Origin of the sequence: Micromonospora sp. DT62 (genome assembly GCF_049847285.1) — a bacterium.
In the GTDB taxonomy this organism is placed as follows: Bacteria; Actinomycetota; Actinomycetes; order Mycobacteriales; family Micromonosporaceae; genus Micromonospora; species Micromonospora reichwaldensis.
This window is the reverse complement of the sequence record NZ_JBNCOB010000001.1, coordinates 152,771-179,417: the sequence shown is the minus strand read 5'-3', so window position 1 is coordinate 179,417 and position 26,647 is coordinate 152,771. Positions and strand designations below refer to the sequence as shown.

Below are 26,647 nucleotides of genomic sequence, written 5' to 3'. Positions count from 1 at the left end.
TGACCTGGAGGCCGCCGATGTGGCGACAAGACGACCTGGACTCCTTCGCCAGCCAGCTCTATCCGGACGACGAGGTGGCGCAGGCACGGGCGAGGGAGGAGCTGCTGAGCGCGGCGGCGTCGCTCCGGGACGCCCAGGACGAGCTGCGGCGTTCGATCGCCGAGACGTCGATCGCGTGCCTGCGCGGATTCCTGGGCGACCAGGTGTGCGAGGACCTCGACCGCCACCTGCGCGAGCAGACCCCGATCGTGATCGAGAAGGTCCACGCCGAGCAGGGCCGCTGGCAGATCGACCTCATCGACAACGAGTACATCCCGATCGCCGAGACCAAGGCGGGGGACCCGTTCTCGGTGCTCTGCCTGTCTCCCGGCTTCATCGCCGCCATCGCCGAGATGTCCGGGTTCGGGGAGACCGTCGTGACCACGCGCAGGTGGGTCAACAGGTACGGCGCCGGTGACTCGATAACCCCGCACGACGACACCACCGGCGACTTCCAGGTGATGATCTGCACCACCGCCCCGCCCGGCGAGTACGGTGGCGCCCTGGTGTTCGAGAACGGCACCGAGGCGACGCTCCAGCGGGGTGACCTGCTCGTCATGCGCCACGCCGACCTGGTGCACTGGACGACGCCCCTGCGCGACGACGTGCCTTCCCCCCGGGCCACGGCGACCTGCCGCTACTACGTCGAGGGCGGTCGCCTGCCGCGCAGCAGGGTCTACGACCACTCGCTCGTCGGCCCGAAGACGGGGAACCGGAAGGACGCTTGAGACGCGCGTGACGGCCGAGCAGCGACGAGAGGAACAGGGATGCTGGAGGACGCCGAGGTCGCCCGGCTGGCGGGCATGTCCATCTGGGAGCAGCTCGACGAGCTGATCACCGCTGGGACGATCACGATCGACCGGCCGCGAGGCACCCCGCACCCGAAGGTCCCCGAGTACGTCTACCCGATGGACTACGGGTACGTGGACGGCACCGACGGCGGGGACGGCTCGGGGATCGACGTGTGGGTGGGGCGGTCCCCCGGTCTCCGCGCCACCGCGCTGATCTGCACGTACGACGCCGTGAAGCGGAACTCGGAGCTGAAGGTCGCCTGGGACTGCGTCGGATCGGAGATCGACGTGATCGAGGCGTTCTACGCCCCCCAGCCGCAGGCGGTCCTCGTCGTCCGGCGCGGCGACGAGGGCGCGTCCGGTCCCCGGGAGCCGTGATGTCGACCCGTACCGACTTCACCGTCGCCATGGGCGCGGACGAGTGGGTGGTGTGCGCACTCGAAGAACCGGCGGAACCCTGGTGCCTCGTGCTGATCTGCCACGGGCTCACCGGCGACATGTTCGGTCCCGGCGGTATCCAGCGGGACCTGGCCGCCACGCTCGTCGCCGACGGAGCGGCGGTGGTGCGGTTGGAGACCCGGGGAGCCGGTGACGCCTCCCGGTCCGCGGACCATCCGGTCATGTCCAGCATGGTCGAGGACATCGGGGCCGTCCTGGACGCGGCACCGCTGCGGCACCTGCGGCGGTTACCCCTGGTCCTGTGCGGCATGAGCCTGGGGGCGCTGGCCGTCGCGGAGGCCGCCCGCGGCCTCGAATCCGCCCGGGGCGTCGTCAGCATCTCCAGCGACCTGGCCGACGGCGACCGGCGGCCGTGGCCGGTGAACTGGTCGCGGGCGGCCGAGCACGCCCTGCCGGGCGCCTTCATGGCCGACCTCGCCGGGTTTCGGCCCCGGGGCGCGCTGCTCGCCCGGCGGGTGCCGGTCGCCGTCGTCGTGGGCGGGCAGGACCGGGGCGCCGAGACCGTCCCGGAGCTGCGCGCCGAGGGCGTCGAGGTGGACCTCGTGCCCGGTGCCGACCACCTGTTCCGGGACGCCGCGGCGCGGGCCCGGCTGTTCCGCAGCGTGTCCGCCCGTGTCAGACAGTTCGCCGCCCGAGACTAAGGATCAGATCGATGTTGGACATGCGCCTCGACTCCATCCGCGGCTGGTTTCCGGAGACCGACCAGATCCTGTTCGACTGGCTGCTGGAGCACCAACTCCGTCACGGCGTGCGCGGGCATCTCGCCGAGATCGGGGTGTACCTCGGCCGCACCGCGATCCACCTGGGGCGCCACCTGCGGCAGGACGAGACCCTCACCGTGTGCGACCTGTTCGAGTCACCGGCTCCCGACGAGGAGAACCAGCGGGAGATCGACGACTACGGTCACTACGGCGACACGGTGTCGGTGGCGGCGTTCCTGGCCAACTACGGCGCGTTCCACGCGAAGCCGCCGGTCGTGATCAAGGACGATTCGGCCCGGATCTGCGACGCGGTGGAGGCCGCCGCCTTCAGATTCGTCCACGTGGACGCCTCGCACCTCTACGTCCACGTCCGCCAGGACATCGCGTCCGCGCGGCAGATGCTCACCGCAGCCGGCGTCGTCGTCGTCGACGACTATCGCGCCCGGCATTCCCCCGGGGTCGGCGCCGCGGTGTGGGAGGCCGTCCTGCTGCACGGCCTGCACCCGCTCATGGTCACCGAACGCAAGTTCTACGGGACCTGGTGGCCCAACGAGCCGCTCCAGGAGTCGCTCCTGGAGTTCGTCTCCTCGCACCCGACCATCACCGCGGACATCCAGCAGGTGGCGGGCCACCGCCTCATCCGCCTGATCCACCCGGAGGCACCGGCCTGACGACGGCGTCGCCGTCCCGGTCGTCGACGAGCATCGCGAACGGGAACCGGTCATGCTGCAGGCACAGCGGAAGGTCGTCGGCGTGGGTGCCCGGGTAACCCCGTCGGACGCCCTCCACCAGGTCGGCCGCTGCCACGGAGCGCGCGGCCCGGTGGACGAACGGGGCGGCGTCCACCGTCGGGTCCTCCACCAGCGCGGCGATGTACTCGGCACAGGCACGGTCCTCGTCGGCGTGCCCGCCGTCGCCGGTGACGAGGTACGTGACGTCGGCGGGTCGGTGACGGCGCAGCTCACGGGCCGTCGCCCCGGCCACGACGAAGCTGGCGCAGATCACCCGTGCGGCGTGCCTGGCGGCGAGGGCACCCACCGTGCCGGAGGTCGTCGTCTGGATGACGGTCCGCCCGGCGAGGTCGAGCCTCGACACGAGACCCGGCGAGTTGACCGTCCCGAACCCGGGGGCCGGAGGACCGTCCTTCACCGCGAGGGCACCGGGGTAGCGCTCCTTGAGGGCCAGGGCCCGGTCGGCGTCCGCCGCCAGCACGATCCGCTCGGCGCCTCGCGCGAACGCCCACGCCGCCACGGTGAACGCCCGGATGACATCGACGACGACCACGGTGTCCAGGGTGTCGGCCAACTCCTGGACGCCGACGAGACGCGACGTGCCCGGCGGACTCACGTACCGTCTCCTCCCGTCGGTGGCGCGGCCACCATACCGACCGTCGACGACCCGGCCGTCGGGTGCCCGTCGGGACGCGACCATCGAGGAGTCGGAGGCGAGCGTTCCGGCCCCGGCGCGGGGCTGACTACGGGAACAGCCACGTCATCGCCTCCAGGCCCTTGCTCACGTATGCGTCCTGCCCGGTGTCGATTCCGTGGAACATTTCCTCGAACAGGGTGCACCGGGCGTAGAAGACTGCCCGGTCGTGCAGCCCCAGGCGGTCGGGCCCAGGCGCGTCGTACCTGGTCAGGGCGAGGTCGAGTGCGGGTGGGCCAAGGTCACGACAGATCAGGCCGAAGTCGTACGCAGGGTCGGCGACGGCGGCGTCACCCCAGTCGATGATGCCGGTGACCGTACCGTTGTCGGGATCGACCAGGACATGTTCGATGCCGAGATCGTTGTGGCTGAACGTGAGGGTGTGCGGCTCCGCCGGTGGGGTTGACTCGAGGAATGCCTCGACGACCGGACGATGTCGAGGCGGGACGTGTTCGCCGACAGTCGTGTAGAACTCCGCGGCCTCGCGGCGCCACTCGGTCAGCGGCGTGTCGTCGCTGTCGACCAGTCCGGCGACATGGTCGGCTGGGATGGCGTGGAGAACGCGGAGAAGGTCGCCCAGGGCGATCGCGACCGACGGAATCAGCGCTGCGCGCGATGCCTGAGGAATCGACAGAAGTGGGCGGCCGTGCAGTTTGGGGTACGCCAGGACGCCGAGTTCGGGCGCCGCGAACAAGGGTCGGGGTACAGGTAGCGGTGAGTCGGGTGCGACCGTCTTCAGTAACTGACATTCACGGGTCACGCGGCCCTTGCGCTCGTTGGCGTCGGGGTCCCTGGAGATTCGGACCACGAGGTCGTCGTTCACCTCGTACGTGATGTTGTCCAGGCCCGCCCCGAGGAGGACGACTGACCTGACGTGCATGTCGGGCAGGTGGGCGGACACCAACTTCCGCACGGTCTGGGGATCGTCCCGCCCCGATGTGGACTCGGCGGCGGCCGGTCTCGCTGGTGTGGCCGGCTCCATCACCGGCCCGACCGGCGCACGTCGACGAACCTCTCGGCGACGAGCTGTTCGAGCAGCTCCACGACACCCTCCCGCACCTCGTCGGGCGGCGCGTCGTAGTCGGTCGCCAACCGGTCGACGATTTCTCCCACGGTCCGTGTCCCGTCGAGCAGCTGCCAGACCTCGGCGGCCACGTCCGACAACTGGAGTTGCCGGACGCGTCTGGCCACCACCAGCACCCCGCCCACGTTGCGGACGCGTACGTCGAGGCGGCGGGCGAGAACGTCGTCGGTCCCGGGGATCCGACGCGGGTCGCTCACAGTTCGACACCCATGCTGATCCGCTGGCAGAGCTCAAGCACCGAGTTGATCCACTTCTCCGGGGCGGCCAGGTCGTAGTCCCGCATCGTCTCGAACGCGAGGTACTCGTCGTAGCGCAGCAGCGGCGGGTCGACCAGGGCCATCCGGCGGGCACGCCACTTGGGCTCGTCGACGTCCCCGCCGGCGCAGAGCAGGGCCTGCACGGCGTGCGCGAAGGCCCACTTCGCGGCGATCGTGGCGCTGCCGGTGTCGCCGGACTCCAGCATCCCGACGGCGTCCTCGGTGGCGCTGTCCATGGCGTCCAACGCCTCGGTCACGACCATGAGTCGCAGGGCCGAAGCGGCGAGCTGCGCCCGACGCTCGGCGACCCAGTCCGCGCCCGCGAGGACCACCGCGTGTTGCAGGCGGATGGGGAAGGAGATCTCGGCCCAGGTGTCACCGGCGTGCGCCCTGCCGTCGCGGAACAGCTCCGGGTCGAGCCGTGCGATCAGTTGGTCGACCTGCCGCTCCTGCCAGTAGCGGACCTCGAGGGGGATGTCCCCGAAGGCGGTGATGGCCGCCGGGACGCTGGGCGGGTCGAGCCCCACCCGCACCTCCTGGTCGCACTGCCCGCCCCACCGCTCCCCGGTCACCACGTAGAGGTCGATGTCGCTGTTGTTGTGGGTGAAGCCTCTGGCTCGGGAGCCCATCACGAACGCCGCCAGCAGGTCGTGCGGGAGCAGTTCCGCCTGCGCCAGCTGGTCGAGCAGCCCCTCGTAGTCGTTCATGATGCGCCTCTCCTCGTGATGGTGGGGTTGCGGCCGGGCCGCCCGGTGGACCGGGCCGGGGTGTCTGGTGCCGCCGCCGAGCCGTCGGCTCAGGGCGTCGGAGCGTACGCCCGATGGTGCAGGAGCCCGCTGGCGGCGAAGGCGTCGGCGATCTCGACGTGCGCGAACGCGTCCAGCTCGGCGAGGTAGCGCACCGTCGTCGCGGCGGCCCGGCCGACGTCCTCGGCGACCGCAGCGGTGGGGTAGGACTCCACGACCACCTGCTCGACCTCGGTGGGGGAGAGGCCGACGGCGAGCAACGCGTCCACCGTGGCCCGGTGGTCCGGTGCGAGGAACGCGTGGATGATCTCGGGCAGCAGCCGGCCGATGCGGACGTGCTCCGAGGCGGACAGCGAGCGCCAGAAGACGGTCAGCACGTCCCGGAAGTAGCTGTGGTGGCGTCCCTCGTCCTCGGCGTGGTCCCGGACGATCTGCCGCACCACGGGAGCGACCCGCCGGTCGTTCGGGATGATCGACAGGATGGCGGAGATCAGGGTCTCGCTGACGACCGCGAACATCAGTGCCTCGGCGCCGCGCAGCCCCGGATCGAGCCGGGACCTGACCCGGTCGAGCCGCTCCACGAACGCCGGCGTGGCCCGGTCGTCCGGGGGTACGCCGGTGCGGGCGGCGATCTCCTCCTGCAGGGTGTAGGAGAACTGCGCGTGCCACGCCTCGTCGGTCACGATCTTGTAGGCGTCCGCCCGCATCTCGGCCGGAAGCACCAGGCCGGAGCGGCCCCGGCTGATGCTCGACGCGACCGGGATCACGGCCAGCTGCTCCAACTCCACCGTGAAGTGCAGGTACTCGTGCAGGCGCCGGACCAGTAGCTCCTGCGCGACCTGCGGACCCTTCGCCGCGACGAGCGGGTGGTCGAGGACGGGCACGTGCTCGGGCGGGAAGTAGACGCTGTCGTCCGGCGCCTGTTCCGTCCTTGGCCAGGGCTTCACCCGCACACTGGCCCGCTCGTCCCACCTGCCGAACCGGCTCCGGTAGCGGAAGTCCGGCGCCGGGTGCTCGCCGCGCGGCCCGTGGAGCGTGACCAGCTCGGCGAGCGCCTGGCGGCGGTAGGTGGTGAGCGGATCCAACTAGATCACCGCCTGCGCGGCGATCCGCCGGCAGAGCGCGAGAACCTGGTTGGCGTACACGTTCGGCTGACCCACGTCGTAGCTGCGCATCGTCTCGAGGTCCCAGTACTCCTCGAAGGACACGACGTCCTGGGTGGACTGCGCGAACGCGCGGGCCCGCCACTTCTCGTAGACGCCGAGGTGACCGTGCATGGCGAGCAGGGCGTCGACGTGGGCGCCGAGCGCCATCCGCGCGGACAGCACGGCGCTGTACGAGTCGCCGGCCTCCAACTGCCCGACCACGTCCTCCACGAGCCGCTCGCCGATGGCCAGCGCCCGGGTCACCACGACGGACCGGAACGCCGACGCGGTCACCTGGCGCTGCCGCCGGGACAGCCACTCGGGTGGGGTCAACGAGATCCCGTGGGTGATCCGGGCCGCGAACTCGACCTCCCAGTGCGTCAGCAGCTCCGAGTCGGCGTGGCTGCGGTCGAGCGACCGCCAGGACAGCTTGTGCATGAGCTGGTCGACCTGGAGGTCGAGCCAGTACTCCACGTCCCACCGCCAGCCCCGCACGTAGAGGTGCTTGACGGGCACGGCGCAGGGATCGAGAGCGACGGGAACGCGGGAACTCGGTGGGATCTCGACCGGGGCGTCGGTGACGACGTAGATGTCGAGGTCGCTGCCGGGATTGCCCCACCCGCGCACCACCGAACCCGCGACGAAGGCGGCCCGGGCCCCGTCGGGCAGCACCTTGTGCTCACGCAGCGTCCGCAGGATGTCCTCCGGCGCCGGCGGACGGGTGGCGGTGCTCACGAGCGCAGGCCGGGGGCGACCGGTACGAGTGTCTCGGGCTCCCGGGCGCTCTCGGGGGCGGGCTCGATCAGCCCGGCGTTCAGCGCCTCGACGAGCAGTGGGCGCATCTCGTCGAACGACCACCCGGTGGCGGCGGCGAGCTCGCCGAGGCTCCGGCTGCCGTCCATCGCGTTGAGCGTGTCGATCCACTGCTGGTACTCGCCAGCGTCGAGTTCGTACTCGATCACCCCGTTGCGCGCCAGGTACCACTCGCCGGGGTGCCGGCCGCTGCGCAGCAGGAGCGCGTCCGGGCTGAGGCGGAAGGTGGCGAACGGGCCGAGCTCGACCGGTGCCAGCAGGGTGGCCTCCAGCCGGGGCGCCTGGGCGTCCCAGTCGTCGATCTCGACCGACGGTCGGGGCGGCGACGGCGGGCGCCACTCGACGACCGGCGGGGGCAGCTCGTGGGTCATGGCGTCGAGCAGACCCAGGTTGACCAGGCGCAGCAGCAGCTCGACGTTGCCCGCTACGGGGTCGGACTCGGCGTCGGCCAGCGCCGCCCGTAGCGCCACCGGGTCGATCAGCTGCCTGGCGGTGGGCGAGGACAGCGCGTGCTCCACCAGGGCGCCGCCGTCCTGCCGGAGCATCCGCTGCAGCATCCGGTAGGTGTGCGCGGTGCCCGGGCCGTAGAAGAAGGGCACCTTGGGGCGGTTGACGATCTCGGGCGGCAGGACGTCGCGCAGCCCGTGGCGCAGGATCGTCTTGTCCCAGAGCAGGGCGCGTCGCCGCGCCACCGGGATGGACGTCACGAGTTCCACCAGCCGGTGGTCGAGGAAGGGCACCCGCGCCTCGACGCCGCTTCCCGCCGCCGTGCGGTCCTCGTGCCAGCAGTTGTACTGGTTGATCTTCCGGTGCTCGTGGTGGAGGTAGTCCCGGTACGGATCGTCGACGCGGGACCCGGTGAACAGCTCCACCGCCCCGTCGGTCAGCAACGGTGCGGAGAACATGCTCCACCATGGGGTCAGCTCGGGGCGGTGGAGCAGTGCCCCGTTGCCCCGCATGCGTCGCAGACTGCCGGCGAAGACGTCCCAGTCGCCGTCCTCGCCGGTGAACTCCATGCTGTAGCCGCCGTTGAACTCGTCGCTCGCCGCGCCCAGCAGCATGCCGCGCAGCTCCGGGCGGACGGCCTTGGCGTAGCGGTGCAGCTCGTGCTTGTAGTAGACCTCCGGCCCGCACGTCGGCGACTCCGCGAGCCACACCAGCCGGCGCCAGTCGTCCGGCTGCGGCACGTGGTCCTCGGCGAAGAGGACCTGGTGGTGGGGCAGCCCGATGTCACGGGCGACCCGCGTGGCGTGCTCGGCGTCGCCGTTGAGCAGCGTCGACCCGCTGAGCACGGAGAACGTGTGCATCTGGGTCGTACGGGCGGCCAGCGCGGCGACCGCGGCCGAGTCGATCCCGCCGCTGAGGAACAGCCCGAGTTCGCTGTCGGACGTGGCGCAGTAGGCCACCGACTCCGTCAGCAGCTCCACGTACGACGCCGCGAGTTCGTCGTCCGAGGCGTCCATCCGCTCGTGCGCCGCGGGCAGGGTCCAGTACCGGTGCGTCGAGCGACTGCCGGTGGTGAGGTCGATCGTCACGATCGTGCCGGGGGCGACGGACTCCACGTCGCGGAAGAACGTGGCGGGGGCGCCGGGGGCCAGCGCCGGGTTCGCCGTCACGAACGGGCTGGTCAGCGCCTCCTCCCAGTTGACCTGCCGAGGGGTCGCCGGGTCGGCGAAGAGGGCCTTGATCTCCGAGGCCAGCACGATGCGGTCGGCCGTCTGGTGGAAGTACAGCGGCTTGATGCCGAAACGGTCGCGGGCCAGGACGAGCTGGTTCCGGCGGCGGTCCCAGAGGATGATCGCGAACATTCCGCGCGTCTCGTCGAGGAAGGAGAGTCCGCGCTCGGCGTACAGGTGGGCGAGGACCTCACAGTCCGACGCGGTGCGCAGGCGCGGCCGCTCGCGCAGCGAGGCGACGAGGTCCCGGTGGTTGTACACCTCGCCGTTGGCGATCAGTACGACCTGCTCGTCCTCGCTGTACAGGGGCTGGTCGCCGTTGTCGACCCCGGTCAACGACAGCCGGGTGAACGCCATGCTCACCGGGCTGTCCAGCAAGAGGTCGGACGCGTCGGGACCGCGGTGGGCCACCCTGCGTCCCATCGCCCGCAGGGTGGCGTGGTCGGTAGGGGTCACCGGGGCGCCGCCGAATCGGGCGATGCCAGCAAGTCCGCACATGGGGGGTCCTCGTCACGATGCCAGGTGGTCGACGTGGTGGGGGCGGTGTCCGCGGGACGCGGACACCGCCCCGGCTCATCAGGCGTTGGCCCGGAGCATGCTGTTCACGGTGACCGTACCAGCGGTCGGGCGGGTGAACTTCTTCATGATGTTTCCTCCTCTCGGACGTCCATTGCGGACCAACGTAGGAGGCTGGGTGTGGCGGCGGAAGTCATTCGGCCACCGCCGAATCTGTGAGGGAATCGACAGGCCCTTGCCGATGTCACCATCGGTGTGATCATGATGAATCGATGTTCGGCCACCACGTGTGTCCTGGCCGGGCCGGTGCCGCCCGCCCGCGCCCGTCGTCCACAGGGGGGATACGCCTGTGGTGACGATCGAGGTCGGCGCCGAGGCCCTCGGCGGGATCCGGCTTGCCGGAAGTCCACTGTGGGAGACCATCGGCAGCCTCGTCCTCCTCGGCAGGCACCGTGACGAGGTGCCCTGGCCGTACGGCGCCTGGGCGCGGCGGTGCCGGATCGACCCCGAGGTCATGGCCCTGGCCGGATCGCTGGCGTCCGTGTCCCCGCCGCTGCCGAGCTTCCTGACGCCGCCGCCCCGACCGGGGATCTCCGACATCGCCGAGGAGCTGGATCGGCTCCGGACGGTGCCGCCCGCCGAGATCGAGGCGGACGCCGGTGAACTTCCCGCCGCGGATCCCTTCGTCCGGCAGTTCGCCAGGGATCCGGAACGCTGCCGCGACCGCTACGCGGATCTCCTGCAGGCGCACTGGGAGACGAACCTCGGCGAGGTGTGGGGCGCGATGCGTACCCTCGTCGAGGAGGAGGCCCTCACCCGTGGTCAGTGCCTGGTGACGGACGGGCCCCGCCGTGTCCTCGGTACGCTCCACGACCGCATCCGGTGGCAGGACGACACGACGCTGACGGTCGCCGGCGGCCCGGAACAGGCCTTCACCGCCGTCGCGGAGCAGATGGTGATCGTGCCGCTGACGTTCGGGCGCCACGCGGCCATGTTCTTCGTCCACGATCCGCGACGCGTGGTGATCGCCTACCAGGTGCGCGGCGCGTCGGTCCTGTCGTTGGCCCAGGAGCCCCGACGCCCCGTCGAGCACCCGGCGGGCGACCCGCTGGGCCTGCTGATCGGGCACAGCCGGGCGGCGCTCATGCGCGCGGTCGAGGTGGCGGCCTCGACCACGGCGCTCGCGGCCCGGCTCGGCCTGGCCGCGAGCACGGTGTCCCAACACCTCTCGACGCTGATGGCCTCCGGGATGGTGGACCGCCGCCGCCAGGGCAACCGCGTGCTCTACCAGGCGAGTCCGCTGGGCGCGGCGCTGGTCAGAGAGGCCACCGGGCCGGGCGGCCCGGGCGGCCGGGCCGCCGGTCAGGTGTAGGTCCCGGCCGAACTATGGTCGGGACCATGACTCCGGACACCGGCAACCGCGACGACTGGACCACGCCCGGGACGTTCGAGGTCGCCCCCGGCGTCCACCGCGTGCCGCTGCCGCTGCCGAACGACGGCCTGCGCGCGGTGAACGTGTACGTCCTGCGCGACGACGACGGTCTCGTGCTCGTCGACTCCGGGTGGGCGATCGCCGAGGCGCGCTCCGCGCTCGACGCGGCGCTGAAGGAGCTGGACTGCTCGCTGGGGGACGTGCGCCGGTTCCTCGTCACGCACGTGCACCGGGACCACTACACGCAGGCCGTGCACCTGCGCCGCGAGTACGGCATGCGGGTGAGCCTCGGCGCCGGCGAACGCGAGAGCCTTGCGGTGTCCATGACGCCGCACCGGAACCCGCTCGCCGAGCAGCTCGGCCGCCTGCGGCTGCTGGGCGCCGGCGAGCTGGCCGACACCCTGGCGGGGCTGACCGGGACGCGGCTGAGCACCGAGGACTGGGAACTGCCGGACGACTGGTTCCACGACGGTCAGCAGATCAGGCACGGCGAGCGCACCCTGCACGTCGTCGAGACGCCGGGCCACACGCGCGGGCACGTCGTCTTCCACGACACCGGCTCGCACCTGTTGTTCGCCGGTGACCACGTGCTGCCCACCATCACCCCCTCGATCGGCTTCGAGGCCGCACTGTCCGCGAACCCGCTCGGCGACTTCCTGGCATCGCTCGCGCTGGTGCGCCGCCGACCGGACGCGCGGCTGCTCCCGGCGCACGGGCCGGTGACCCCGAGCGTGCACGCGCGGGTCGACGAACTCGTCGCGCACCACGGCGCGCGGCTCGACGAGACGGAGGCCGCCGTGGCCCGGGGGGCGAGTTCGGCGTACGAGGTCGCCGCGCGGCTGCGCTGGACCCGGCGGGAGCGCCGGCTGGCTGACCTCGACGTGTTCAACGCGATGCTCGCCGTCACCGAGACGGCGGCGCACCTGGAACTCCTGGTCGCCCAGGGCCGCCTGACCCGGTCCGACGTCGACGGGCTGCGCCGCTACGGCACCGCCTGACCCCGCCGGGCCCGCCCGTGCCGGGCGCGTGGCGTGCGGCCGGGTCAGCGCGGCGCACGGGGGTGCCCCTACGATGCGGCGTATGGCGCTGTTGCACCGGGCGGAGATGCGCCCCACGAAGTTCGCACTCCTGGCGGCGTGGCTGCCCGGCCGACCGTGGTACCAGGGGCCGGCCGGCGCCGACGTCGAGCGCGTGGCGGCCTACCGGTTCGACGATCCGGCCGGCGCCGTCGGCGTCGAGACGCTGCTCGTCAGGGCCGGCGACGGGCCGATCCACCAGGTCCCGCTGACCTACCGCGACGCGCCCCTCGACGGCGGCGACGACTGGCTCGTCGGCACCACCGAACACTCCGTGCTCGGCCGCCGCTGGGTGTACGACGCGTGCGCCGACCCCGTCTACGCCGCGACGCTGGCGGCGGCCGTCCTCGCCGACGCCGGGCAGGCGGAGGAGTTCTTCGAGGCCGACGGCCAGCGGGAGTACCGCGAGCTGTCGATGACCATCGCCGGCAGCGGCACCCGGGGCGCCGAGGTCCCGCCCGTCGGCGCCGTGCGGCGCGTGGTGGAGGAGGACCTCACCCTCATCGTCACCGACTCCGTGGAGTTGGCCGTCGTGCGCCGCCCCGACGGCGGCACCGCGTCGGAGGGCGCCGTGCTGACCGGCACGTGGAGCGGCCAGCCGAGCCCCCTGCCGCTGGCGTACGCCCGCCGGCGCTGACGGGACGCACCGCCGGCTCGGGGCAGCGCGCCGCGTACTGCCGATCCTGCGCGCGCGGGCTGTGGCGGCACCCGGCCGGCGAGGCCCAGCCGGTGCAGCCGAGGAGCCTGCCGTTCGTGCCGGAACCCGCCGGCGCGCGGTGACGACCCCGCCCCAGGCGGACCGGCCGGCGGATCCGGCCGGGCCCGCCGGCCTGTCCGGTCCGTCCGGGGCGCGGGCGGACGGATCAGGCGCGGGCGCGGCCCGTGGAACGACGGGACAGGGAACTCGGCGCGTTGACGCCGGCGTTGTCGCTGACCCCGATGCCCAGCCGCTCGACCAGCTCGCCGCCGAGCCAGGCCGTCATCCCGGACAGGAGGATGCCCGCGAAGCTGCAGATCAGGGCCAGGGCGTTCGGCTCCCAGTTCGTCGCGGAGGCCCGCGCCAACCAGCTCACCGCGAACAGCAGCAGCACGACGACGTTGCCCATGCCGTGGATCGCGCCCACCCGCTTGGCGCGGGTGCCGGACGGGATGGCCCGCCAGTCCGTGAAGCCGAAGACCGCCGCGAGCAGGCCGCCGATGACGCCGGCGCCGATGGTGTACGCGGCGGAGATCTGGAATCCGGCGCGGTCCGTGATCAGGTACAGGATGTCGAAGATCACCGCCGTGGCGAGCAGTCCCAGCGGGAAGACGATCATCATGGGATGGATCCCGTGGCCCAACGCCTTGGCTCGACTCTCCACCGTGACCTCCCGACAGACGGATGCTGGCCGCGCGGGATACCCCTCTCAGGCGCGGGTACACCTACCGGTACCTGCCTTGTCGGTGGCGCCGGCTATGGCGTCCCGTACGGCGAAGGCGGAACGGCGGGTCCCACGGGCGCGTGCCGGCCGACCGCCTGCCGGTCGGCCGGTCCCCCGACGGAGGACCGGCCGCGACACGCCGGTGTGGCGAGGTCAGCCCCAGATGGCGGTCGCCCACTCCGGGTGGTCGACGAACGGGTTACGGTTGCCCTGCCAGCGCTCGTAGATCCGCTGGTTGCGGCGCTTCTCGAAGGTGTCCGGCGGGTCGGCCTGGTTCCACTGGAGCAGCACCGACATCTTGCCGTGGTACGGCGCGCTGCCGTTGTTGACCGACTGGTTCAGCTCCAGGTTGGGCCAGCCGTCGGTGCCCTCGTACCGGATCGCCATGTACATCAGCATGCGTGCCACGTCGCCCTTGACCGCGTTGCGCGGCTCCCACGAGTCGGCGTCGGTGTAGCAGCCCGGCGCCTCGGCGACGGGGCTGCCGCCGGTGTCGAAGTCCTTGTTGCCGCGCGTCGAGTTGACCGAGACGTCCTCCGGCCGGAGGTGGTGGACGTCCGTGCCCGGGCCGGTCGCGGTGCCGAAGTCGCCGTGCGACTTGGCCCAGACGTGCTCGCGGTTCCAGTCGTTCACGCCGCCGCCGTTGCTGCTCTTGCTCTGCGACCGGCCGGTGTTGAGCAGGATGACGTTGTTGGTGTTGGCCGGGTCCTGGTCGGTGTCCTTCAGCGCCTCCCACACCTGGTCGTAGGAGAGCTTCGTCTGCACCTTGATGATCGTGTGCAGCGAGCTGCGCAGCGCCGTGCCGGACTTGCCGATCGCGTTGGCGTAGTAGGTGGAGTCGTAGTCGCCGCCGGGTACCGGGGTGCTCGTCGGGACCGGAGTCGGCGACTGGCTCGGCGATGGCGTGGTGCCGCCGAGGGTCATCGCCGTCGGGTTCTTCAGGCCGCCGTGGCTGAAGTAGGCGGTGAGCGCACCGGTGGCGGTGATCCGTTGGCCCCGCAGGCCCGGGTTGGTGAGCAGCCCGAACGTGCTCCGGTAGGCGGCGGTGACCTGGACGTAGAGCATCCTGCTCGCGCCGGTCTCGGCGGCCGTGTCGGCGATCGCGATCGCGGTGTCCGAGGTGAAGCCGGACCTGAGCACCGTCGTGGTGCTGGTCGGCTGGCCGATGACGTAGCCGGTCACGGCGGCCGTCCGGCCGTCCTGCGCGGCGAGCGCCTGGGCCACGGTAAGGGGGCCGGCGGCCGACGCCGCCGCCGTCACCGCCACGGGCGCCACCAGGACGACGGCCAGCGCGAACGCCATCGCCAGCCTTCTGGGGCCCGAGCGGGTACTGCTCGTCGTATTCATGAGCAGCGATGCTAGCGGGGCGCGGGTGAACAGCGGGAGATCGGGACCGCAACTTTTCGGCGCGGCGGCTGCGGCTGCCCGGCGCACGGCCGCGCCGGAGCCGGCTGCCAGGCGCGCCGGTGCCGGCTACCGGGGCGGCGGGCCCGCGCGCAGGTAGGTGAGGGCCGCCAGCACCCGGCGGTTGGTGTCGTCGCTGGGCGGCAGGCCGAGCTTCGCCAGGACGTTGCCGATGTGCTTGCCGATGGCCGCCTCGGTGACGTGCAGCCGGGCGGCGATCGCCGCGTTGGAGTGCCCCTCGGCGAGCAGCGTCAGCACCTCGCGCTCCCGGGCGGACAGGGCCGCGAGCGGGTCGCGCGGGCGGTGCAGCAGCCGCCGCACCACGTCGGGGTCGACGACCGTGCCGCCGCCGGCGACCGTACGCAGCTGCCCGGCGAACTCGGCGACCTCGGCGATCCGGTCCTTGAGCAGGTAGCCGACGCCCCGGCCGTCGCCGCTGGCGAGCAGGGCGGAGGCGTACTCGGCCTGCACGTGCTGGCTCAGCACCATGACGGCGAGCCGCGGCCGTTCGGCGCGCAGGTCGACGGCGGCCCGCAGTCCGTCGTCGTGCAGGCCGGGCGGCATCCGGATGTCGGTCACCACCAGGTCCGGCTCGTGCGTCCGGACCGCGTCGCGCAACTGCGGTGCCGTGCCGACGGCGGCGACCACTTCGAAGTCGAACCGGGCCAGCAGGCCGGCGAGGCCCTCGCGCAGGAGGACCTCGTCCTCGGCGAGCACGACGCGCGTCATCGGTGGCACGGCAACTCCACCCGGACGAGCGTGGGGCCACCGGGCGGGCTGGCGAGCAGCAGCCGCCCGTCGACCGCGGCGACCCGGTCGGCGAGGCCGGTCAGGCCGGTGCCCCGCGCCGGGTCGGCCCCGCCGTGGCCGTCGTCGGAGATCTCCACGACGAGTTCGCCGTCGGCCTGGACGAGCCGGACCTCGGCCCGGGTCGCCCCGGCGTGCCGGACGACGTTGCCCAGCGCCTCCGACACCACGAAGTACGCGGTGCTCTCGACGAGTTCGGGCAGCGGCCGCCCGAGGTCGGCCTGGACGGTGACCGGGACGGTGGCCTCGCCGGCCAGCTCCCGTACCGCGCCGGCCAGGCCGAGGTCGGTGAGGCTCTGCGGGCGGATGCCCTGCACGATCTGCCGGAGCTCGACCATCAGGTTCTTGGCCTGGTCGTGCGCCACGGCGAGCGGGGCGGCGGACGGGGACGGTGGTGAGCAGGTAGGCCAGCGCGCGCCACGGCCACGGGGAGAGCAGGTATCCGGGCCGGCGCAGCGCCTCGGCCAGGCACAGGGGACGAGCTGTCGTCATGCCGCTGACGCTAACCGTGGGTCACGCGCCGACCCAGCCGTCTGGAGGTAGTTCCCGGGTAGGGCCAGCACTACCCGGTGGCCGGCGGGCACCGCGCCGGGCCAGCGGCGGTCGCGACGGTGCGGCGCCCCGCCGGGGGTAGGCTGACCTGCGTGGATCACGAAGACCGCATCGCCCTCTTCCTCGACTACGAGAACCTCGCGCTGGGGGCCCGCGACCACCTCGGAGGCGTGGCCTTCGACTTCCGTCCCATCGCCGACGCCCTCGCCGAGCGCGGCCGGGTGGTGGTGCGCCGGGCGTACGCGGACTGGTCGTACTTCGACGAGGACCGGCGGATGCTCACCCGGTCGCATGTCGAGCTCATCGAGATCCCCCAGCGGATGGGGGCCTCGCGCAAGAACGCCGCCGACATCAAGATGGCCGTGGACGCGGTGGAGCTGGCCTTCGAGCGCGGGTACATCTCGACCTTCGTGATCTGCACCGGCGACAGCGACTTCACCCCGTTGGTCCACAAGCTCCGCGAGCTGAACAAGCGCGTCATCGGGGTGGGCGTGGAGAACTCGACCTCGGCGCTGCTGCCGCCCGCGTGCGACGAGTTCCTCTACTACGACCGGTTGGAGGGCGTCGACATCCCTCCCGCCCGGGGCCGGCGGGGCCGCCCGGCCCGCCTGCCCAGCCCCGACGTGCCGCGGGTGGAGCAGGAGCCCGAGCCCGAGCCGCAGCCGGCGGCCGAGGAGCCCGGCCGGGACGTCGACACGCTCGCCGTGTTCGTGGCGCAGACCGTCGCCGGCCTCCAGGGCAGTTCGAGCGGCGAGGTGACGGCCTCGACGTTGAAGCGCACCCTGCTGCGGAAGGACCCGACGTTCAGCGAGTCCGACTACGGGTTCCGCACCTTCGGCGAGCTCATGCGGCACCTCGCCCAGCACAACGTGGTCGAGCTGGCGGAGGGACCCGCCAAGGGCGACCCCGAGGTCTCCCTGCCCGAGCACGGCGACCGGGAGGTGGCGTTCGGGCTGCTCGGCTCGGTGGTGTCGGACCTCGCCGGAGACGAGGGCGCGGTGGCCCTCTCCGGGCTGAAGAACCAGCTGCGCCGGGCGCGGCCCGACTTCAGCGAGAAGAAGCTGGGTTACCGCAGCTTCCTCCAGTTCTGCAAGGCGGCCGCCACCAGCGGCGTCGTCGACCTGCGGTGGAGTCCGGAGGCCGACGACTACCTGCTCACCCCCCGGGCCGCCTGAGCGGCCGCCGCCCGGCGGCGTCGTTCCTGCTCTCGCTCGTGCCGATGCTCGTGCTGTTCTTCCTCGCCCAGCGGCACTTCGTCGAGGGCATCGCCACCACCGGCCGCGAGGGCTGACCGCCGCGCCCGGCCCGGCCCGTCGCACGGGCCGGGCCGGGCCTCGGCGGGTCAGGGGATGGTCACGCCGTACGCGGCGAGGATCTCCATGATCGGCTGGTAGTAGGTGGTGCCGCCGCTGGTGCAGTTGCCGCTGCCACCGGAGAGGATGCCGAGGACGGTGCCGGTGCCGGCGGCGTAGAGCGGCCCGCCGCTGTCACCCGGCTCGGCGCAGATGTTGGTGCGGATCAGGCCGGAGACGCTGCCCTGGGCGTAGTTGACGGTCGCGTTGAGCCCGGTGACCGTGCCGCAGCGCACCCCCGTCGTGGAGCCGCTGCGACAGACCGCCTGGCCGACGTAGGCGTTGCCGGCGCCGTTGATGGTGAGCAGGCCGGGGTACGTGTAGACGGCGCTGGGGTGGGCGACCAGGCTCGTGTAGCGGACCAGCCCGTAGTCGTTGCCGGGGAAGCTGCTGCCCGTCCGGCTGCCGAGGACGGTGGTCTGCGCGCTGTTGGCGTACCAGGTCGCGCCGGCGGCGGTGCAGTGGCCGGCGGTGACGAAGTAGTAGGTGGTGCCGCTGCGGACGTTGGCGCCGAGGGAGCACCGGCCACCGCCGCCGTAGATCGCCTGCCCGCCGGCGATGAGGATGCGCAGCTCGCCCGGCTCGTGCCGGAGCACCGCACCGGCCCGGGCGGCGGTCGCGCGCAGTGCGGCGACGTCCCGGGCGGAGACGGTGTCGTCGACGGTCAGGGTCATCCGGCCGGTGGCGGGGTCGAGCCCCCAGGCGGTGCCGGCGGTGCGGACCTGCGCGAGCGCGGCCGTGGCGCGGCCGGTGTCGTGGTCGGGGGCGGCCTCGCCGTGGCCGGGGGCGGCCTGGGCGGGTGCCGGCAGGCCGAGCAGCAGCGCGGCGAGCGGGAGCAGGGCGAGCGGGAGACGACGCATCGAACCTCCATAGATTCGTTTCTGTCGATTCCCTACAGGATCCACCCCCGGCGTGACACGGACAAGCGGCTCGTCGTGCCGGCGACCCGTCCGCGGTCCGGCTACGGCAACGGGTGGGAGATGCCCCGGGCGTGGTCGGTGAGGGCCGCGCCGACCACGGTCGCCTCCAGCGGCAGCATCTCCAGGCAGCGGCGTACGGCGGCGGCCATCAGGGCGTTCGGCACCCGCATCGACAAGGTGCAGTGCGGCACCCAACGCCCCGGCCGGTAGTGCTCGACCAGCCCGATCCCGGCCTCGGCCAGCCGGCCATGCACCCGCGCGTGGTGCGCGAGCAGTTCGGCGGTGGGGGTCGGGCCCAGCCACAGCACCCGGCCGACGAACTGCCCGGCATGCTCGAAGCTCAGCCGCAGCGGCGCGGCCACCACCGTCCCGCGCAACGCCGCCGCGACCCGCTCCGGATCGAAGCGGGTCGCGACGGCGAGTGAGACGTGTGGCCGGTGACGCTGCTCCAGCAGCGACCGCATGCTCTGCACGCCCTCGGACTCCAGCGCGTCCCAGAGCACCCGGATCCGCCGGGTGGCGTCGGTGTCCAGGTAGAGCTCCAGCGCCGCGACCACATGATCATCCTAGGGTCGCGGTGGTCACGGCACGACGACGGCCCGGCCCTCCAGCGTGCCGTCGCGCATCTTCCGGTACGCGAGGACCGCCTCGTCCAGCGAGAAGGTGCTGGCCTTCGGCTTCACCAGGCCCCGGGCGCCCAGTTCGAGCACCTCGATGAGTTCCGGCCGGCTGCCCCAGTACGTGGTCTGGATGCTCACCTCGTACGGCACCGAGAAGAAGCCCACCGGCAGGGTGCCGCCGCCGATGCCGACGATGGTGAGGTCGCCGACGGTGCGGGCGGCGGCGGCGCCGAGCGCGAGGGTCGGGTCGGCGCCGACGAAGTCCAGGACCACGTCGGCGCCCCGACCGCCGGTGGCCTGGCGGATCTCCTGGGCGGTGTCCGCGCCGGAGAGCATGGTGAGGTCGGCGCCGCACTCCTCGCCGAGCTTCAGCGCCTCCTCGCGGGTGTCCACCGCGATCACCCGGGCCGCGGTGGTCGCCTTGAGGATCTGCACGCCGACGTGCCCGAGCCCACCCACGCCGATCACCACGGCGGTGCTGGTCGGGCCCAGTTTCGACCAGGACCGGCGGATCGCGTGGTACGGGGTGAGCCCCGCGTCGGTCAGCGGCGCCGCCAGCACCGGGTCGAGCCCGTCGGGCAGCGGCACGACGAGCCGGGCGTGCGGCACCAGCATGTACTCGGCCATGCCGCCGTCCAGGCCGAGGCCGCCGCCCCCGCCGGGTACCGGCGCCTCGGCGACGTTCTCGCAGTACGACTCGACGCCCACCCGGCACCGTTCGCAGGTGCCGCAGCCCCACGGCCCGTAGACGGCCACCGGCTGGCCCACCGTCAGCCCGCTCACCCCGTCGCCGAGGGCGTGCACCCAGCCGGCGTTCTCGTGGCCGAGGGTGAACGGCGGGTTCCAGGGCACCGTGCCGGCCTCGAAGTCGTGCATCAGGTGCAGGTCGGAGTGGCAGGCGCCGGCACCGCCGATCTTCACGACCACCTGACCCGGGCCCGGGGTCGGCTCGTCGACCTCGAGCAGTTCGGGCTCCGACTTCCAGTTGGGCAATCGCAGCGCGCGCATGACGCCTCCTGTTCTCCCGCTTCCGGTCCGCCTGCCGGCTGCCCGTTCCGCGAGAGCCCAAACGGCCCGCCGCGACCCTCCGTGGCGTGAGCCGCCGCAGGCGTGGACGTCAGGGCAGCGCCGTCGCGTCGGGCCGGGCGGCGTCGGAGGTTGTCGAGGGGGCGTTCAGGGCCATTGAGGCGGCGTTGTGGGCCATCGAGGGGGCGTCTGGGCTGGTCGAGGGGGCGGCCGGCGCTACGGCACGGCGGCCCAGGCCCCGGTCGACGGCGACGAAGAGCAGGCCCAGCAGCCAGAACGCGGCGGCGAAGAAGACCGCGCTGACGGCCACCCCGGCGTAGCCCAACTCGCCCGCGTCGATGAACGGGTACGGGTACCGGTCCACCACCAGCCCGCGCAGCAGCGCGAAGCCGAGGTATCCGAGGGGGAACGCCAGCCACCAGGCCGCGTAGCGCGGGCGGAGCCGGCCCCGGCGGTCGAACAGCGCCCAGTCCGCCACGGCCAGCAGGGGCACGACGGTGTGCAGGAACTGGTTGCCCAGCGCCTCGCCGAGCGTACGGTCGGCCGGCGGCATCGCGAACGGGCTGGCCGGGTTGGCCAACACCAGGTGGTAGACCACGCCGGTGATGGTGATGTAGAGCGTGACCGCGCCCTTGAGCGCCGAGGGCGGCTCGGGCCGGTCCTGCCGGGCCAGCCAGGCGGCGTATCCGGCGAAGAGCCCGACGGCGAGGTTGCTCTGGATCGTGAAGTAGGGCAGCAGGCCGGTGAGCGTGGCGGAACCGAGCGCGGTGAGCACGATCCCGGCCAGCACGCTGATCACGATCGCCAGGCGGAAGACCACCGCCACGCGTCGACGCCGCAAACTCATCGGGGCAAGCTACCAGCCGCCCGGAGCCGAGGTCACCGGCCGACGGCACGCGGGCCACGCCGCCGGGGGAGGGCGCGCCAGCAGGGGCGGGCCATGCCGCCGGGGGGAGGGCGCGCCAGCGGGGGGACGCGCCCCACCCGTCGGCCGCCCGGTCAGCCCGCCTTGCCGCCGCTCGGCGGGGCGGTTCGGCCGTGCGGTCAGCCCGCCTCGCCGCCGCTCGGCCTGGTGGTGTGGTGCCCCTGCGCTGGCGAGACGGGGACGGGGCCGGGCCGGGCCGGTCGCGCGGCCGTGGCCGACGGCGGCGCCGTGGGCGGCCCGGCCCGCCGGCTCGGGCCGACCCCGGGACGGCTGGTCGGGTCGGCTCCGGGATGGCCGGTCGGCTCCGCTCCGGGACGGCCGGTCGGGTCGACCCCGGGATGGCCGGTCGGGTCGACCCCGGGATGGCCGGTCGGCTCCGCTCCGGGTCGGCCGGTCGGGTCGACCCCGGGATGGCCGGTCGGGTCGGCTCCGGGTCGGCCGGTCGGGGTGACTGTCGGCCCGCCGGCGGGGCTGTCGTGCGGGGCGGGGCTCTTCGGCTCGCCGGCCAGCACCCGCTCGCAGTAGCCGGCCACCTCCCGGTGGCCACCGGCGGCGTGGATCAGGTCACCGAAGGCGGCGGCGTCCGGGAGATCGCCCGGGTCGTCACCGACGTCCGCCCGGTACGCCCGGCACAACTCCCGCACCGCCGCGCCCGGCTCCGGCCGACCGTCCACCCCGCCCGTCGGGGCGGACGGCGGATGATGGGCCCTCGTGGGCGCGGCACCCGTGGTGGGGGCGGGCCCGGGAGCGGCGGTGGTGGGTGCCGGACCGCGCAGCGGGTCGGGCAGCGCGCCCCCGGTGGCGGCGAGGGCCACCCCGCCCGTGAGGGCGAGGGCGGCACCGGCCAGCGCGGCGCGGACGCCGAACCCCGCGAGGGCGGGACGGCGGCGCGGCTCCGGCCGGCCGGGCGGGTTGCCGGCCCGGGCCAGCCGGTAGGCCCGTACGGCCGCCTCCTCACCGGCCAGTTCGTCGGCGTGGGGCGTGGCGCGGACCGCCGTCAACAGCGACGTGAGGGGATGCGGGCCGTCCTGCGGGTCGAGGACAGGGCCGTCGAGCAGCCGCTCGACGGTTTCCTGGTCCATCCGGTGTGCGTTCATCTCGTGTCCCTCAGCGCCACGGGCCGTCGGGCCGTCACACGGGTCGGGGTGTGACGTCCGACAAGTGCCGGGCCGGGGGCGGGACGGGACCGACCGGGTCCGCGGGTCCGCCCATGATCACCGGGTCGGTCGATTCGCCTCGCGCAGGATGCCCGGACGCCTGGTTTCCGCCAGCGGTTGCCGATTCGTCCGGTGCGCGGTGCACTGAATCACATGGGTGTGATCAAGGTGGGCACGTCGTCCTGGGCGGACCAGATGCTGCTGCGCTCGGGCTGGTATCCCCGCGCGGCCAACACCCCGGCCGGTCGGCTCGACTTCTACGCCGGGCGCTTCCCGCTGGTCGAGGTGGACACCTCCTACTACGCGGTGCCCGTGCCGGAGACGACACGAGGCTGGGTGGACGCCACGCCCGAGGGCTTCACCTTCGACGTCAAGGCGTTCAGCCTCTTCACCGGTCACCCGACACCGGTGGCGGCGCTGCCCCGCGACCTGCGCCCGGCCGGCGGCCCGAGCCGGATCCGCCGCCGGGACCTCCCCGCGGCCGCGTACGACGAGCTGTGGGACCGGTTCCGGGCGGCGCTGGACCCGATCGCGGCGGCCGGCCGGCTCGGCGCGGTCCTGCTCCAGTTTCCGCCGTGGCTGGCCCGTGGGGCCGCCGCCGAGCGGCGCATCGCCGAGCTGGCGGAGCGGTGCCAGCCGTGGCGGGTCGCCGTCGAGCTGCGCCACGCGTCCTGGTTCGACGGCACCGCCGCGCTGGACACGCTCGGGTTCCTGCGGGAGCGCGGGCTGTCGTTCGTCTGCGTCGACATGCCGCAGGGGCACGCCTCGTCGGTGCCGCCCATCCTGTTCGCCACGGCGGAGCTGGCGGTCGTCCGGTTCCACGGACACAGCACCGCCTGGGAGACGGGGGACAAGCAGGAGAAGTTCCGCTACGCGTACGGCGACGAGGAACTGCGCCGCTGGTCGGAACTCCTGGTCGAGCTGGCCGGGCAGGCGGGGGAGCTGCACGCGCTGTTCAACAACTGCTGCGGCGACCAGGCCCAGCGTGACGCCGCCCGACTCGCGGAGCTGCTCGGGGTCCGCCCGGCGGGACGCGACCGGGCGGGAGCCGGTTCGCCGTCCTGAGCACGCGCCGGCCCCACCCGGGATCGTCGGCGCGGCGCCAGGTTTCCCCGCCGGCCGCCCGGGTACCGGCGGGGCGTGAGCGACGGAAGGGGACGCGGTGATGGGTGAGCAGCGGCAGGAGCACCCCGGGGAGGCGACGCCGGGCGTACCGGAGGACGCGGCGGCGCGCGCGACCCGGGAGGCGCAGGAGGCGCACGGCGGCAGCATGGCGCCCGCTCTGGTGGACGACACCGGTCACCCGGTGACGGCGGACCCCGCCGAGGTCGCCGACGAGGACACCGCCGGCGGCTGACCCCGTGCTGGGAGGTCCAATTCCGTGGACCGGGCCGGTGCCCTCGGGCATGATCGCCGGATGGCGGCAACCTCCCGTGCGCTTCTGCGCTGGCAGTTCGACCTGACGTGGTCGCTGTTCGAGTACCACCTCGAGCGCCTCGACGCGGCGGACTTCCTCTGGGAACCGGCCCCGCTCTGCTGGACGGTGCGTCGCGACCCCGCCGGCGGCTGGACACCCGACTGGGCCGACACCGAACCCGACCCCGTGCCGGTCCCGACGATCGGCTGGCTGTCCTGGCACATCGGCTGGTGGTGGACGGTGACCATGGACCATCTCGGGGGACGGCCAGCACGGCAGCGCACCGACGTGCGCTGGCCGGGCGCGGGCGAGCCGACGGTCGCCTGGCTGCGGGGCCTGCGCGCCGAGTGGCTGGGGCACCTCGACCGGCTCGCCGACGCCGACCTCGACGGCACCGCGCCGTTCCCGTGGCAGGACGACCCGGGCCACACGGTGGCGCACATGCTCGCCTGGGTCAACGCCGAGCTGATGAAGAACGCGGCCGAGATCGGTCAGCTCCGGCTGCTGCGGGCGGCGGGGCGCGCCTGACCGCCGGGCCTTTCGGCGGGGTGGTCCCGTCCGCGCAGCTCGACGTCCAGGTCTCGGAACCACGCCTCGTGCAGCCCCATGCCGGGGCGTGCCGGTCAGGAACGTCGGCCCCTGGTCCGCAGCGCGTCCTCCGTCGGCTCCCCGACGTCGGCGGCGTCGGGGAAGGACCGTCGGGCCGGCGCCGGGTCGGGCGGCGCGCCGGGGCCCGCCGGCCGCGTGGGTGTCGGTTCGACCGGGCCGAAGCCGTGCCGGCCGGCGGGGCCGGACGGTCCGGCCGGCTCGTCGGCCCGCCGCTCCCCGCGCCGCCCCTCCGGCACGGCGGTCTCCTCGCTGCCCTCGTTCATGGGGTCGTGCTCAGCGACGCCCCACGGCGCCTCCACGTCCATGCCGTCCCTGGTCACCCAGGGCGTGGTCGCCTCCGGTGCGCGTCGGCCCCCGCCGCGTTCCTCTCCTGCCGTCATGGCCACCTCGCTGCTCGGTCCGCCGGTACCGGCCCCGAGTGCCCGTCACCGGGGCGGTCATGCCTCGCCGGCGCCCCGGGGTCGCGGTGCCGGTACGGGTGGGGACGCGCGCAGCGGCGCCCCGCCGCCGAGGAGTCGGCGGGACGCCGTCCGGCGGCACGTCGGTCAGCAGCGGCCGGATTTCGCCATCCGCTTCTGCCTGGCCCCACCCATCGCCATGAGCGCGCCCATCCCCTTCGGGGCGTTCCGCATGCCGCCGACGCGCCCGAGCATTCCCCGGAACACCTCGCCGGGCTTCTGCTGCTCGCCCATGTACGCGGTCATCACGATGAGCGCCCCGGTCATCGCCGGGATCGCCCACTGGAGCATCCGCATCTGCCGCTGGCACGACGCCACGTTCGACGGCGTGTGCGAGTTCGGCTCGGTGACCCCCTCGACCGCCGGCCCGCCCGCCTTCTCCAGCTTCATGCCGAGCAGTCGGCTGTAGCCGGTCACCGCCAGCGCGCCGACCGTCAACGCCGTCTTCAGCGTGCTCGCCCGGGCCACCCCCGACTGGGCGGCCACCCGGGGGCTCTCCGTCACCAGTTCCCCGACGGCCCCCGCCAGGTGGGCGCCGATCGCCGCGGCGTTCACCGGGGTCCACCGGGCCCAGCCGGCCGAGGCCATCGGCAACCGCTGGGTCGAGTCGTTCATCTGTGCCGCCGCGCCGTTGACGCCGAACGCTCCCATCAGGGAGCCCCCGAACCAGGCCGCCAGGCCCAGGTCGTGCATCGAGCGCAGTGCGGTGTGCCGTTCGGACATCTGATCCCCTTCCACCGTGTCGGGCGGTGCGGCATACCCGCCGCCCGGCCGGCTAATCCCGCCCGTGACCTGCCGATACGCCGCGGCGGCACAGATACCGGACCCGGAGCGTCGTCGCCGGGCCGGGCCGTCGCCGCAGCCGACCGTGCGCCCGTCGTCGGTGTCACCTGACCGGGGGAGCGGCCCGACGGTCGCCCCGCTCGTGTCGCGTCCCGCCAGGGTCAGCGGGCCGGCAGGTCGGTGGCGAAGCGGGCCACCCGGGCCGCCAGCGGGGCGCTCGCGCGTACCCAGGTGAAGTGGTCCATCGGGGCGCCGGCCTGCGCCGGCGTGTAGCGCTCGCGCGCGACGGGCGCCGCGGCCAGCTTCGCGCACAGGTGGTCGACGGTCTCGTGTGGGGTGTACTGGTCGTCGTCGACGCTGACCGCGAGGACGGGGGTCCGCAGCGCCCGGACGGCCGCCTCGGCGTCCACCCCGTCCAGCTGCGGGAAGCGCCCGGTCCGCGCGGTGTACGCCCAGTCCCGGATGACCCCGCGCGCCTGCCGGCCGCCGAAGCCCCAGCCCGGCCAGACGCCGAGCAGCCGGGCGGTCGCCGCGATCCCCTGGGTGTACGGCAGGACGCCGTACCCGCGCAGGCCCGGGTAGCTGCGCCACCACGGTACGCCGACGGCGACCAGCGCCAGCCCGTCGACGTCGTGGTCGCCGTGCACGGCGAGGTGCAGCAGCGCCGCCTGCCCGCCGAGGGAGTGCCCGAGCAGCAGCGTCCTGCGTCCGTCCCGCCGGGTCTTGAGCGCCGCCAGCGCGGCGCCCACGTCGGCGGCCAGTTCCGGGTAGCCGTACCGGCAGGCGCGGCTCGGCTTCGGGGTGCTCTCCCCGGTGCCGCGCAGGTCGGCCACCGCCACGGCCAGGCCGGCGGCGCGCAGCGCGGCGGCGAACGGCCGGTAGTAGCGCGCCCGGACGCCCATCGCGGGCGTGATCAGCACCAGCGGGGCGTCGGCGACGCCCTCCGGATCCGGATACACCTGTAGCCCGATGCGGGCCCCGTCGACCTCGACGAACTCCTGCCGATATTCCCCCGTCGCGTTCACCGGCCCAGGCT

The 26,647-nt window shown here is 73.5% G+C and carries 29 protein-coding genes and 1 pseudogene; 11 read left to right on the top strand and 19 right to left on the bottom strand.

Features of this window, described 5'->3' with window-relative positions:
* Nucleotides 1–17: 17 nt before the first annotated feature.
* Genes ACPXCB_RS00800 through ACPXCB_RS00785 form a run of 4 tightly spaced genes read left to right on the top strand, consistent with a single transcriptional unit; the run spans nucleotide 18 to nucleotide 2,661 of the window.
* On the top strand, nucleotides 18–767 hold the full coding sequence (locus ACPXCB_RS00800) for a 2OG-Fe(II) oxygenase (RefSeq protein ID WP_425871237.1): 750 nt from the start codon (nucleotides 18–20) through the stop codon (nucleotides 765–767).
* A 39-nt stretch (nucleotides 768–806) separates the two neighbouring features.
* Complete coding sequence (locus ACPXCB_RS00795) at nucleotides 807–1,208, top strand: hypothetical protein (RefSeq protein WP_425871235.1); 402 nt, start codon at nucleotides 807–809, stop codon at nucleotides 1,206–1,208.
* A complete protein-coding gene (locus tag ACPXCB_RS00790; RefSeq protein ID WP_425871233.1) occupies nucleotides 1,208–1,930 on the top strand; it encodes an alpha/beta hydrolase in 723 nt (240 codons plus the stop codon). The genes ACPXCB_RS00795 and ACPXCB_RS00790 overlap by 1 nt, the downstream gene beginning before the upstream one ends.
* An 11-nt stretch (nucleotides 1,931–1,941) precedes the next feature.
* Complete coding sequence (locus tag ACPXCB_RS00785; protein WP_425871232.1) at nucleotides 1,942–2,661, top strand: class I SAM-dependent methyltransferase; 720 nt, start codon at nucleotides 1,942–1,944, stop codon at nucleotides 2,659–2,661.
* Here ACPXCB_RS00785 and ACPXCB_RS00780 read toward each other — a convergent pair.
* The 7 genes from ACPXCB_RS00780 to asnB form a co-directional block, all read right to left on the bottom strand.
* Nucleotides 2,627–3,337 carry a 2-phosphosulfolactate phosphatase gene (locus ACPXCB_RS00780; RefSeq protein WP_425871230.1) on the bottom strand — a complete coding sequence of 237 codons (711 nt, stop codon included), beginning with the start codon at nucleotides 3,335–3,337 and terminating at the stop codon, nucleotides 2,627–2,629. The genes ACPXCB_RS00785 and ACPXCB_RS00780 overlap by 35 nt on opposite strands.
* A gap of 127 nt (nucleotides 3,338–3,464) precedes the next feature.
* Nucleotides 3,465–4,328 (bottom strand): phosphotransferase family protein, encoded by an 864-nt coding sequence (locus ACPXCB_RS00775; protein ID WP_425871228.1) that lies wholly within the window; start codon nucleotides 4,326–4,328, stop codon nucleotides 3,465–3,467.
* 68 nt (nucleotides 4,329–4,396) lie between these two features.
* On the bottom strand, nucleotides 4,397–4,696 hold the full coding sequence (locus ACPXCB_RS00770) for a PqqD family protein (protein ID WP_425871226.1): 300 nt from the start codon (nucleotides 4,694–4,696) through the stop codon (nucleotides 4,397–4,399).
* Complete coding sequence (locus ACPXCB_RS00765; RefSeq protein WP_425871225.1) at nucleotides 4,693–5,463, bottom strand: nucleotidyltransferase domain-containing protein; 771 nt, start codon at nucleotides 5,461–5,463, stop codon at nucleotides 4,693–4,695. The genes ACPXCB_RS00770 and ACPXCB_RS00765 overlap by 4 nt, the downstream gene beginning before the upstream one ends.
* A gap of 89 nt (nucleotides 5,464–5,552) precedes the next feature.
* Complete coding sequence (locus ACPXCB_RS00760; protein WP_425871224.1) at nucleotides 5,553–6,587, bottom strand: diiron oxygenase; 1,035 nt, start codon at nucleotides 6,585–6,587, stop codon at nucleotides 5,553–5,555.
* A complete protein-coding gene (locus ACPXCB_RS00755) occupies nucleotides 6,588–7,382 on the bottom strand; it encodes a nucleotidyltransferase domain-containing protein (protein WP_425871222.1) in 795 nt (264 codons plus the stop codon). It abuts the gene before it with no gap.
* On the bottom strand, nucleotides 7,379–9,634 hold the full coding sequence (asnB, locus tag ACPXCB_RS00750; protein WP_425871220.1) for an asparagine synthase (glutamine-hydrolyzing): 2,256 nt from the start codon (nucleotides 9,632–9,634) through the stop codon (nucleotides 7,379–7,381). The genes ACPXCB_RS00755 and asnB overlap by 4 nt, the downstream gene beginning before the upstream one ends.
* A 367-nt stretch (nucleotides 9,635–10,001) precedes the next feature.
* On the opposite strand from asnB, the gene ACPXCB_RS00745 reads away from it, so the two are divergent.
* The 3 genes from ACPXCB_RS00745 (at nucleotide 10,002) to ACPXCB_RS00735 (ending at nucleotide 12,797) form a co-directional block, all read left to right on the top strand.
* On the top strand, nucleotides 10,002–11,024 hold the full coding sequence (locus ACPXCB_RS00745) for a helix-turn-helix domain-containing protein (protein ID WP_425871218.1): 1,023 nt from the start codon (nucleotides 10,002–10,004) through the stop codon (nucleotides 11,022–11,024).
* Between the two features lie 26 nt (nucleotides 11,025–11,050).
* Entirely contained in the window at nucleotides 11,051–12,082 is a 1,032-nt protein-coding gene (locus tag ACPXCB_RS00740) for an MBL fold metallo-hydrolase (RefSeq protein WP_425871216.1), read from the top strand.
* Between the two features lie 82 nt (nucleotides 12,083–12,164).
* Nucleotides 12,165–12,797: a CG0192-related protein gene (locus ACPXCB_RS00735; protein WP_425871214.1), complete on the top strand. Its 633-nt coding sequence runs from the start codon at nucleotides 12,165–12,167 to the stop codon at nucleotides 12,795–12,797.
* Between the two features lie 226 nt (nucleotides 12,798–13,023).
* Here the strand turns inward: ACPXCB_RS00735 and ACPXCB_RS00730 are convergent, their stop codons facing one another.
* The 4 genes and pseudogenes from ACPXCB_RS00730 to ACPXCB_RS00715 all read right to left on the bottom strand — a co-directional run.
* Complete coding sequence (locus tag ACPXCB_RS00730) at nucleotides 13,024–13,521, bottom strand: DUF2231 domain-containing protein (RefSeq protein ID WP_425871212.1); 498 nt, start codon at nucleotides 13,519–13,521, stop codon at nucleotides 13,024–13,026.
* A 213-nt stretch (nucleotides 13,522–13,734) separates the two neighbouring features.
* Nucleotides 13,735–14,883 (bottom strand): endonuclease, encoded by a 1,149-nt coding sequence (locus ACPXCB_RS00725; RefSeq protein WP_425871211.1) that lies wholly within the window; start codon nucleotides 14,881–14,883, stop codon nucleotides 13,735–13,737.
* A 171-nt stretch (nucleotides 14,884–15,054) separates the two neighbouring features.
* The gene (locus tag ACPXCB_RS00720) at nucleotides 15,055–15,723 is read right to left on the bottom strand and encodes a response regulator (protein WP_425871209.1); all 669 of its coding nucleotides are present in this window, start codon (nucleotides 15,721–15,723) and stop codon (nucleotides 15,055–15,057) included.
* A pseudogene (locus ACPXCB_RS00715) lies at nucleotides 15,711–16,181 on the bottom strand (sensor histidine kinase); the annotation flags it as partial. The gene ACPXCB_RS00720 and the pseudogene ACPXCB_RS00715, both read right to left, overlap by 13 nt.
* Nucleotides 16,182–16,436: 255 nt before the next feature.
* On the opposite strand from ACPXCB_RS00715, the gene ACPXCB_RS00710 reads away from it, so the two are divergent.
* Entirely contained in the window at nucleotides 16,437–17,519 is a 1,083-nt protein-coding gene (locus ACPXCB_RS00710) for an NYN domain-containing protein (protein ID WP_425871207.1), read from the top strand.
* A gap of 167 nt (nucleotides 17,520–17,686) precedes the next feature.
* Here ACPXCB_RS00710 and ACPXCB_RS00705 read toward each other — a convergent pair whose 3' ends face one another.
* The 5 genes from ACPXCB_RS00705 to ACPXCB_RS00685 all read right to left on the bottom strand — a co-directional run bounded on the left by ACPXCB_RS00705 (nucleotide 17,687) and on the right by ACPXCB_RS00685 (nucleotide 22,284).
* A complete protein-coding gene (locus ACPXCB_RS00705; RefSeq protein ID WP_425871205.1) occupies nucleotides 17,687–18,556 on the bottom strand; it encodes a S1 family peptidase in 870 nt (289 codons plus the stop codon).
* 101 nt (nucleotides 18,557–18,657) lie between these two features.
* Nucleotides 18,658–19,173 carry a 2'-5' RNA ligase family protein gene (locus ACPXCB_RS00700; protein ID WP_425871203.1) on the bottom strand — a complete coding sequence of 172 codons (516 nt, stop codon included), beginning with the start codon at nucleotides 19,171–19,173 and terminating at the stop codon, nucleotides 18,658–18,660.
* Between the two features lie 24 nt (nucleotides 19,174–19,197).
* Nucleotides 19,198–20,244 (bottom strand): NAD(P)-dependent alcohol dehydrogenase, encoded by a 1,047-nt coding sequence (locus tag ACPXCB_RS00695; RefSeq protein WP_425871201.1) that lies wholly within the window; start codon nucleotides 20,242–20,244, stop codon nucleotides 19,198–19,200.
* A gap of 109 nt (nucleotides 20,245–20,353) precedes the next feature.
* On the bottom strand, nucleotides 20,354–21,109 hold the full coding sequence (locus tag ACPXCB_RS00690; protein ID WP_425871200.1) for a Pr6Pr family membrane protein: 756 nt from the start codon (nucleotides 21,107–21,109) through the stop codon (nucleotides 20,354–20,356).
* A 197-nt stretch (nucleotides 21,110–21,306) separates the two neighbouring features.
* Nucleotides 21,307–22,284 carry a hypothetical protein gene (locus ACPXCB_RS00685; protein ID WP_425871198.1) on the bottom strand — a complete coding sequence of 326 codons (978 nt, stop codon included), beginning with the start codon at nucleotides 22,282–22,284 and terminating at the stop codon, nucleotides 21,307–21,309.
* Between the two features lie 213 nt (nucleotides 22,285–22,497).
* Between ACPXCB_RS00685 and ACPXCB_RS00680 the strand changes: the two genes are divergently transcribed.
* The 3 genes from ACPXCB_RS00680 to ACPXCB_RS00670 all read left to right on the top strand — a co-directional run bounded on the left by ACPXCB_RS00680 (nucleotide 22,498) and on the right by ACPXCB_RS00670 (nucleotide 24,289).
* Nucleotides 22,498–23,409: a DUF72 domain-containing protein gene (locus tag ACPXCB_RS00680; RefSeq protein WP_425871196.1), complete on the top strand. Its 912-nt coding sequence runs from the start codon at nucleotides 22,498–22,500 to the stop codon at nucleotides 23,407–23,409.
* 100 nt (nucleotides 23,410–23,509) lie between these two features.
* Entirely contained in the window at nucleotides 23,510–23,701 is a 192-nt protein-coding gene (locus tag ACPXCB_RS00675) for a hypothetical protein (protein ID WP_425871194.1), read from the top strand.
* Between the two features lie 60 nt (nucleotides 23,702–23,761).
* A complete protein-coding gene (locus ACPXCB_RS00670) occupies nucleotides 23,762–24,289 on the top strand; it encodes a DinB family protein (RefSeq protein WP_425871192.1) in 528 nt (175 codons plus the stop codon).
* Nucleotides 24,290–24,384: 95 nt separating this feature from the next.
* Here ACPXCB_RS00670 and ACPXCB_RS00665 read toward each other — a convergent pair whose 3' ends face one another.
* From ACPXCB_RS00665 to ACPXCB_RS00655, 3 genes are all read right to left on the bottom strand, one after another.
* Entirely contained in the window at nucleotides 24,385–24,750 is a 366-nt protein-coding gene (locus ACPXCB_RS00665) for a hypothetical protein (protein WP_425871190.1), read from the bottom strand.
* 165 nt (nucleotides 24,751–24,915) lie between these two features.
* The gene (locus ACPXCB_RS00660) at nucleotides 24,916–25,551 is read right to left on the bottom strand and encodes a hypothetical protein (RefSeq protein ID WP_311411379.1); all 636 of its coding nucleotides are present in this window, start codon (nucleotides 25,549–25,551) and stop codon (nucleotides 24,916–24,918) included.
* A gap of 221 nt (nucleotides 25,552–25,772) precedes the next feature.
* Entirely contained in the window at nucleotides 25,773–26,636 is an 864-nt protein-coding gene (locus ACPXCB_RS00655) for an alpha/beta fold hydrolase (protein WP_425871188.1), read from the bottom strand.
* Nucleotides 26,637–26,647 lie beyond the last annotated feature (11 nt).

What these genes read in the sequence shown, in the direction of transcription:
- ACPXCB_RS00800 (WP_425871237.1), top strand. Translation starts at nt 18, where the DNA reads ATGTGGCGACAAGACGACCTGGACTCCTTCGCCAGCCAGCTCTATCCG.
- ACPXCB_RS00705 (WP_425871205.1), bottom strand. Translation starts at nt 18,556, where the DNA reads ATGCGTCGTCTCCCGCTCGCCCTGCTCCCGCTCGCCGCGCTGCTGCTC.
- ACPXCB_RS00660 (WP_311411379.1), bottom strand. Translation starts at nt 25,551, where the DNA reads ATGTCCGAACGGCACACCGCACTGCGCTCGATGCACGACCTGGGCCTG.
- ACPXCB_RS00740 (WP_425871216.1), top strand. Translation starts at nt 11,051, where the DNA reads ATGACTCCGGACACCGGCAACCGCGACGACTGGACCACGCCCGGGACG.
- ACPXCB_RS00795 (WP_425871235.1), top strand. Translation starts at nt 807, where the DNA reads ATGCTGGAGGACGCCGAGGTCGCCCGGCTGGCGGGCATGTCCATCTGG.
- ACPXCB_RS00695 (WP_425871201.1), bottom strand. Translation starts at nt 20,244, where the DNA reads ATGCGCGCGCTGCGATTGCCCAACTGGAAGTCGGAGCCCGAACTGCTC.
- ACPXCB_RS00685 (WP_425871198.1), bottom strand. Translation starts at nt 22,284, where the DNA reads ATGAACGCACACCGGATGGACCAGGAAACCGTCGAGCGGCTGCTCGAC.
- ACPXCB_RS00735 (WP_425871214.1), top strand. Translation starts at nt 12,165, where the DNA reads ATGGCGCTGTTGCACCGGGCGGAGATGCGCCCCACGAAGTTCGCACTC.
- ACPXCB_RS00670 (WP_425871192.1), top strand. Translation starts at nt 23,762, where the DNA reads ATGGCGGCAACCTCCCGTGCGCTTCTGCGCTGGCAGTTCGACCTGACG.
- ACPXCB_RS00765 (WP_425871225.1), bottom strand. Translation starts at nt 5,463, where the DNA reads ATGAACGACTACGAGGGGCTGCTCGACCAGCTGGCGCAGGCGGAACTG.
- ACPXCB_RS00725 (WP_425871211.1), bottom strand. Translation starts at nt 14,883, where the DNA reads ATGGCGTTCGCGCTGGCCGTCGTCCTGGTGGCGCCCGTGGCGGTGACG.
- ACPXCB_RS00785 (WP_425871232.1), top strand. Translation starts at nt 1,942, where the DNA reads ATGTTGGACATGCGCCTCGACTCCATCCGCGGCTGGTTTCCGGAGACC.
- ACPXCB_RS00680 (WP_425871196.1), top strand. Translation starts at nt 22,498, where the DNA reads ATGGGTGTGATCAAGGTGGGCACGTCGTCCTGGGCGGACCAGATGCTG.
- ACPXCB_RS00665 (WP_425871190.1), bottom strand. Translation starts at nt 24,750, where the DNA reads ATGACGGCAGGAGAGGAACGCGGCGGGGGCCGACGCGCACCGGAGGCG.
- ACPXCB_RS00675 (WP_425871194.1), top strand. Translation starts at nt 23,510, where the DNA reads ATGGGTGAGCAGCGGCAGGAGCACCCCGGGGAGGCGACGCCGGGCGTA.
- ACPXCB_RS00790 (WP_425871233.1), top strand. Translation starts at nt 1,208, where the DNA reads ATGTCGACCCGTACCGACTTCACCGTCGCCATGGGCGCGGACGAGTGG.
- asnB (WP_425871220.1), bottom strand. Translation starts at nt 9,634, where the DNA reads ATGTGCGGACTTGCTGGCATCGCCCGATTCGGCGGCGCCCCGGTGACC.
- ACPXCB_RS00690 (WP_425871200.1), bottom strand. Translation starts at nt 21,109, where the DNA reads ATGAGTTTGCGGCGTCGACGCGTGGCGGTGGTCTTCCGCCTGGCGATC.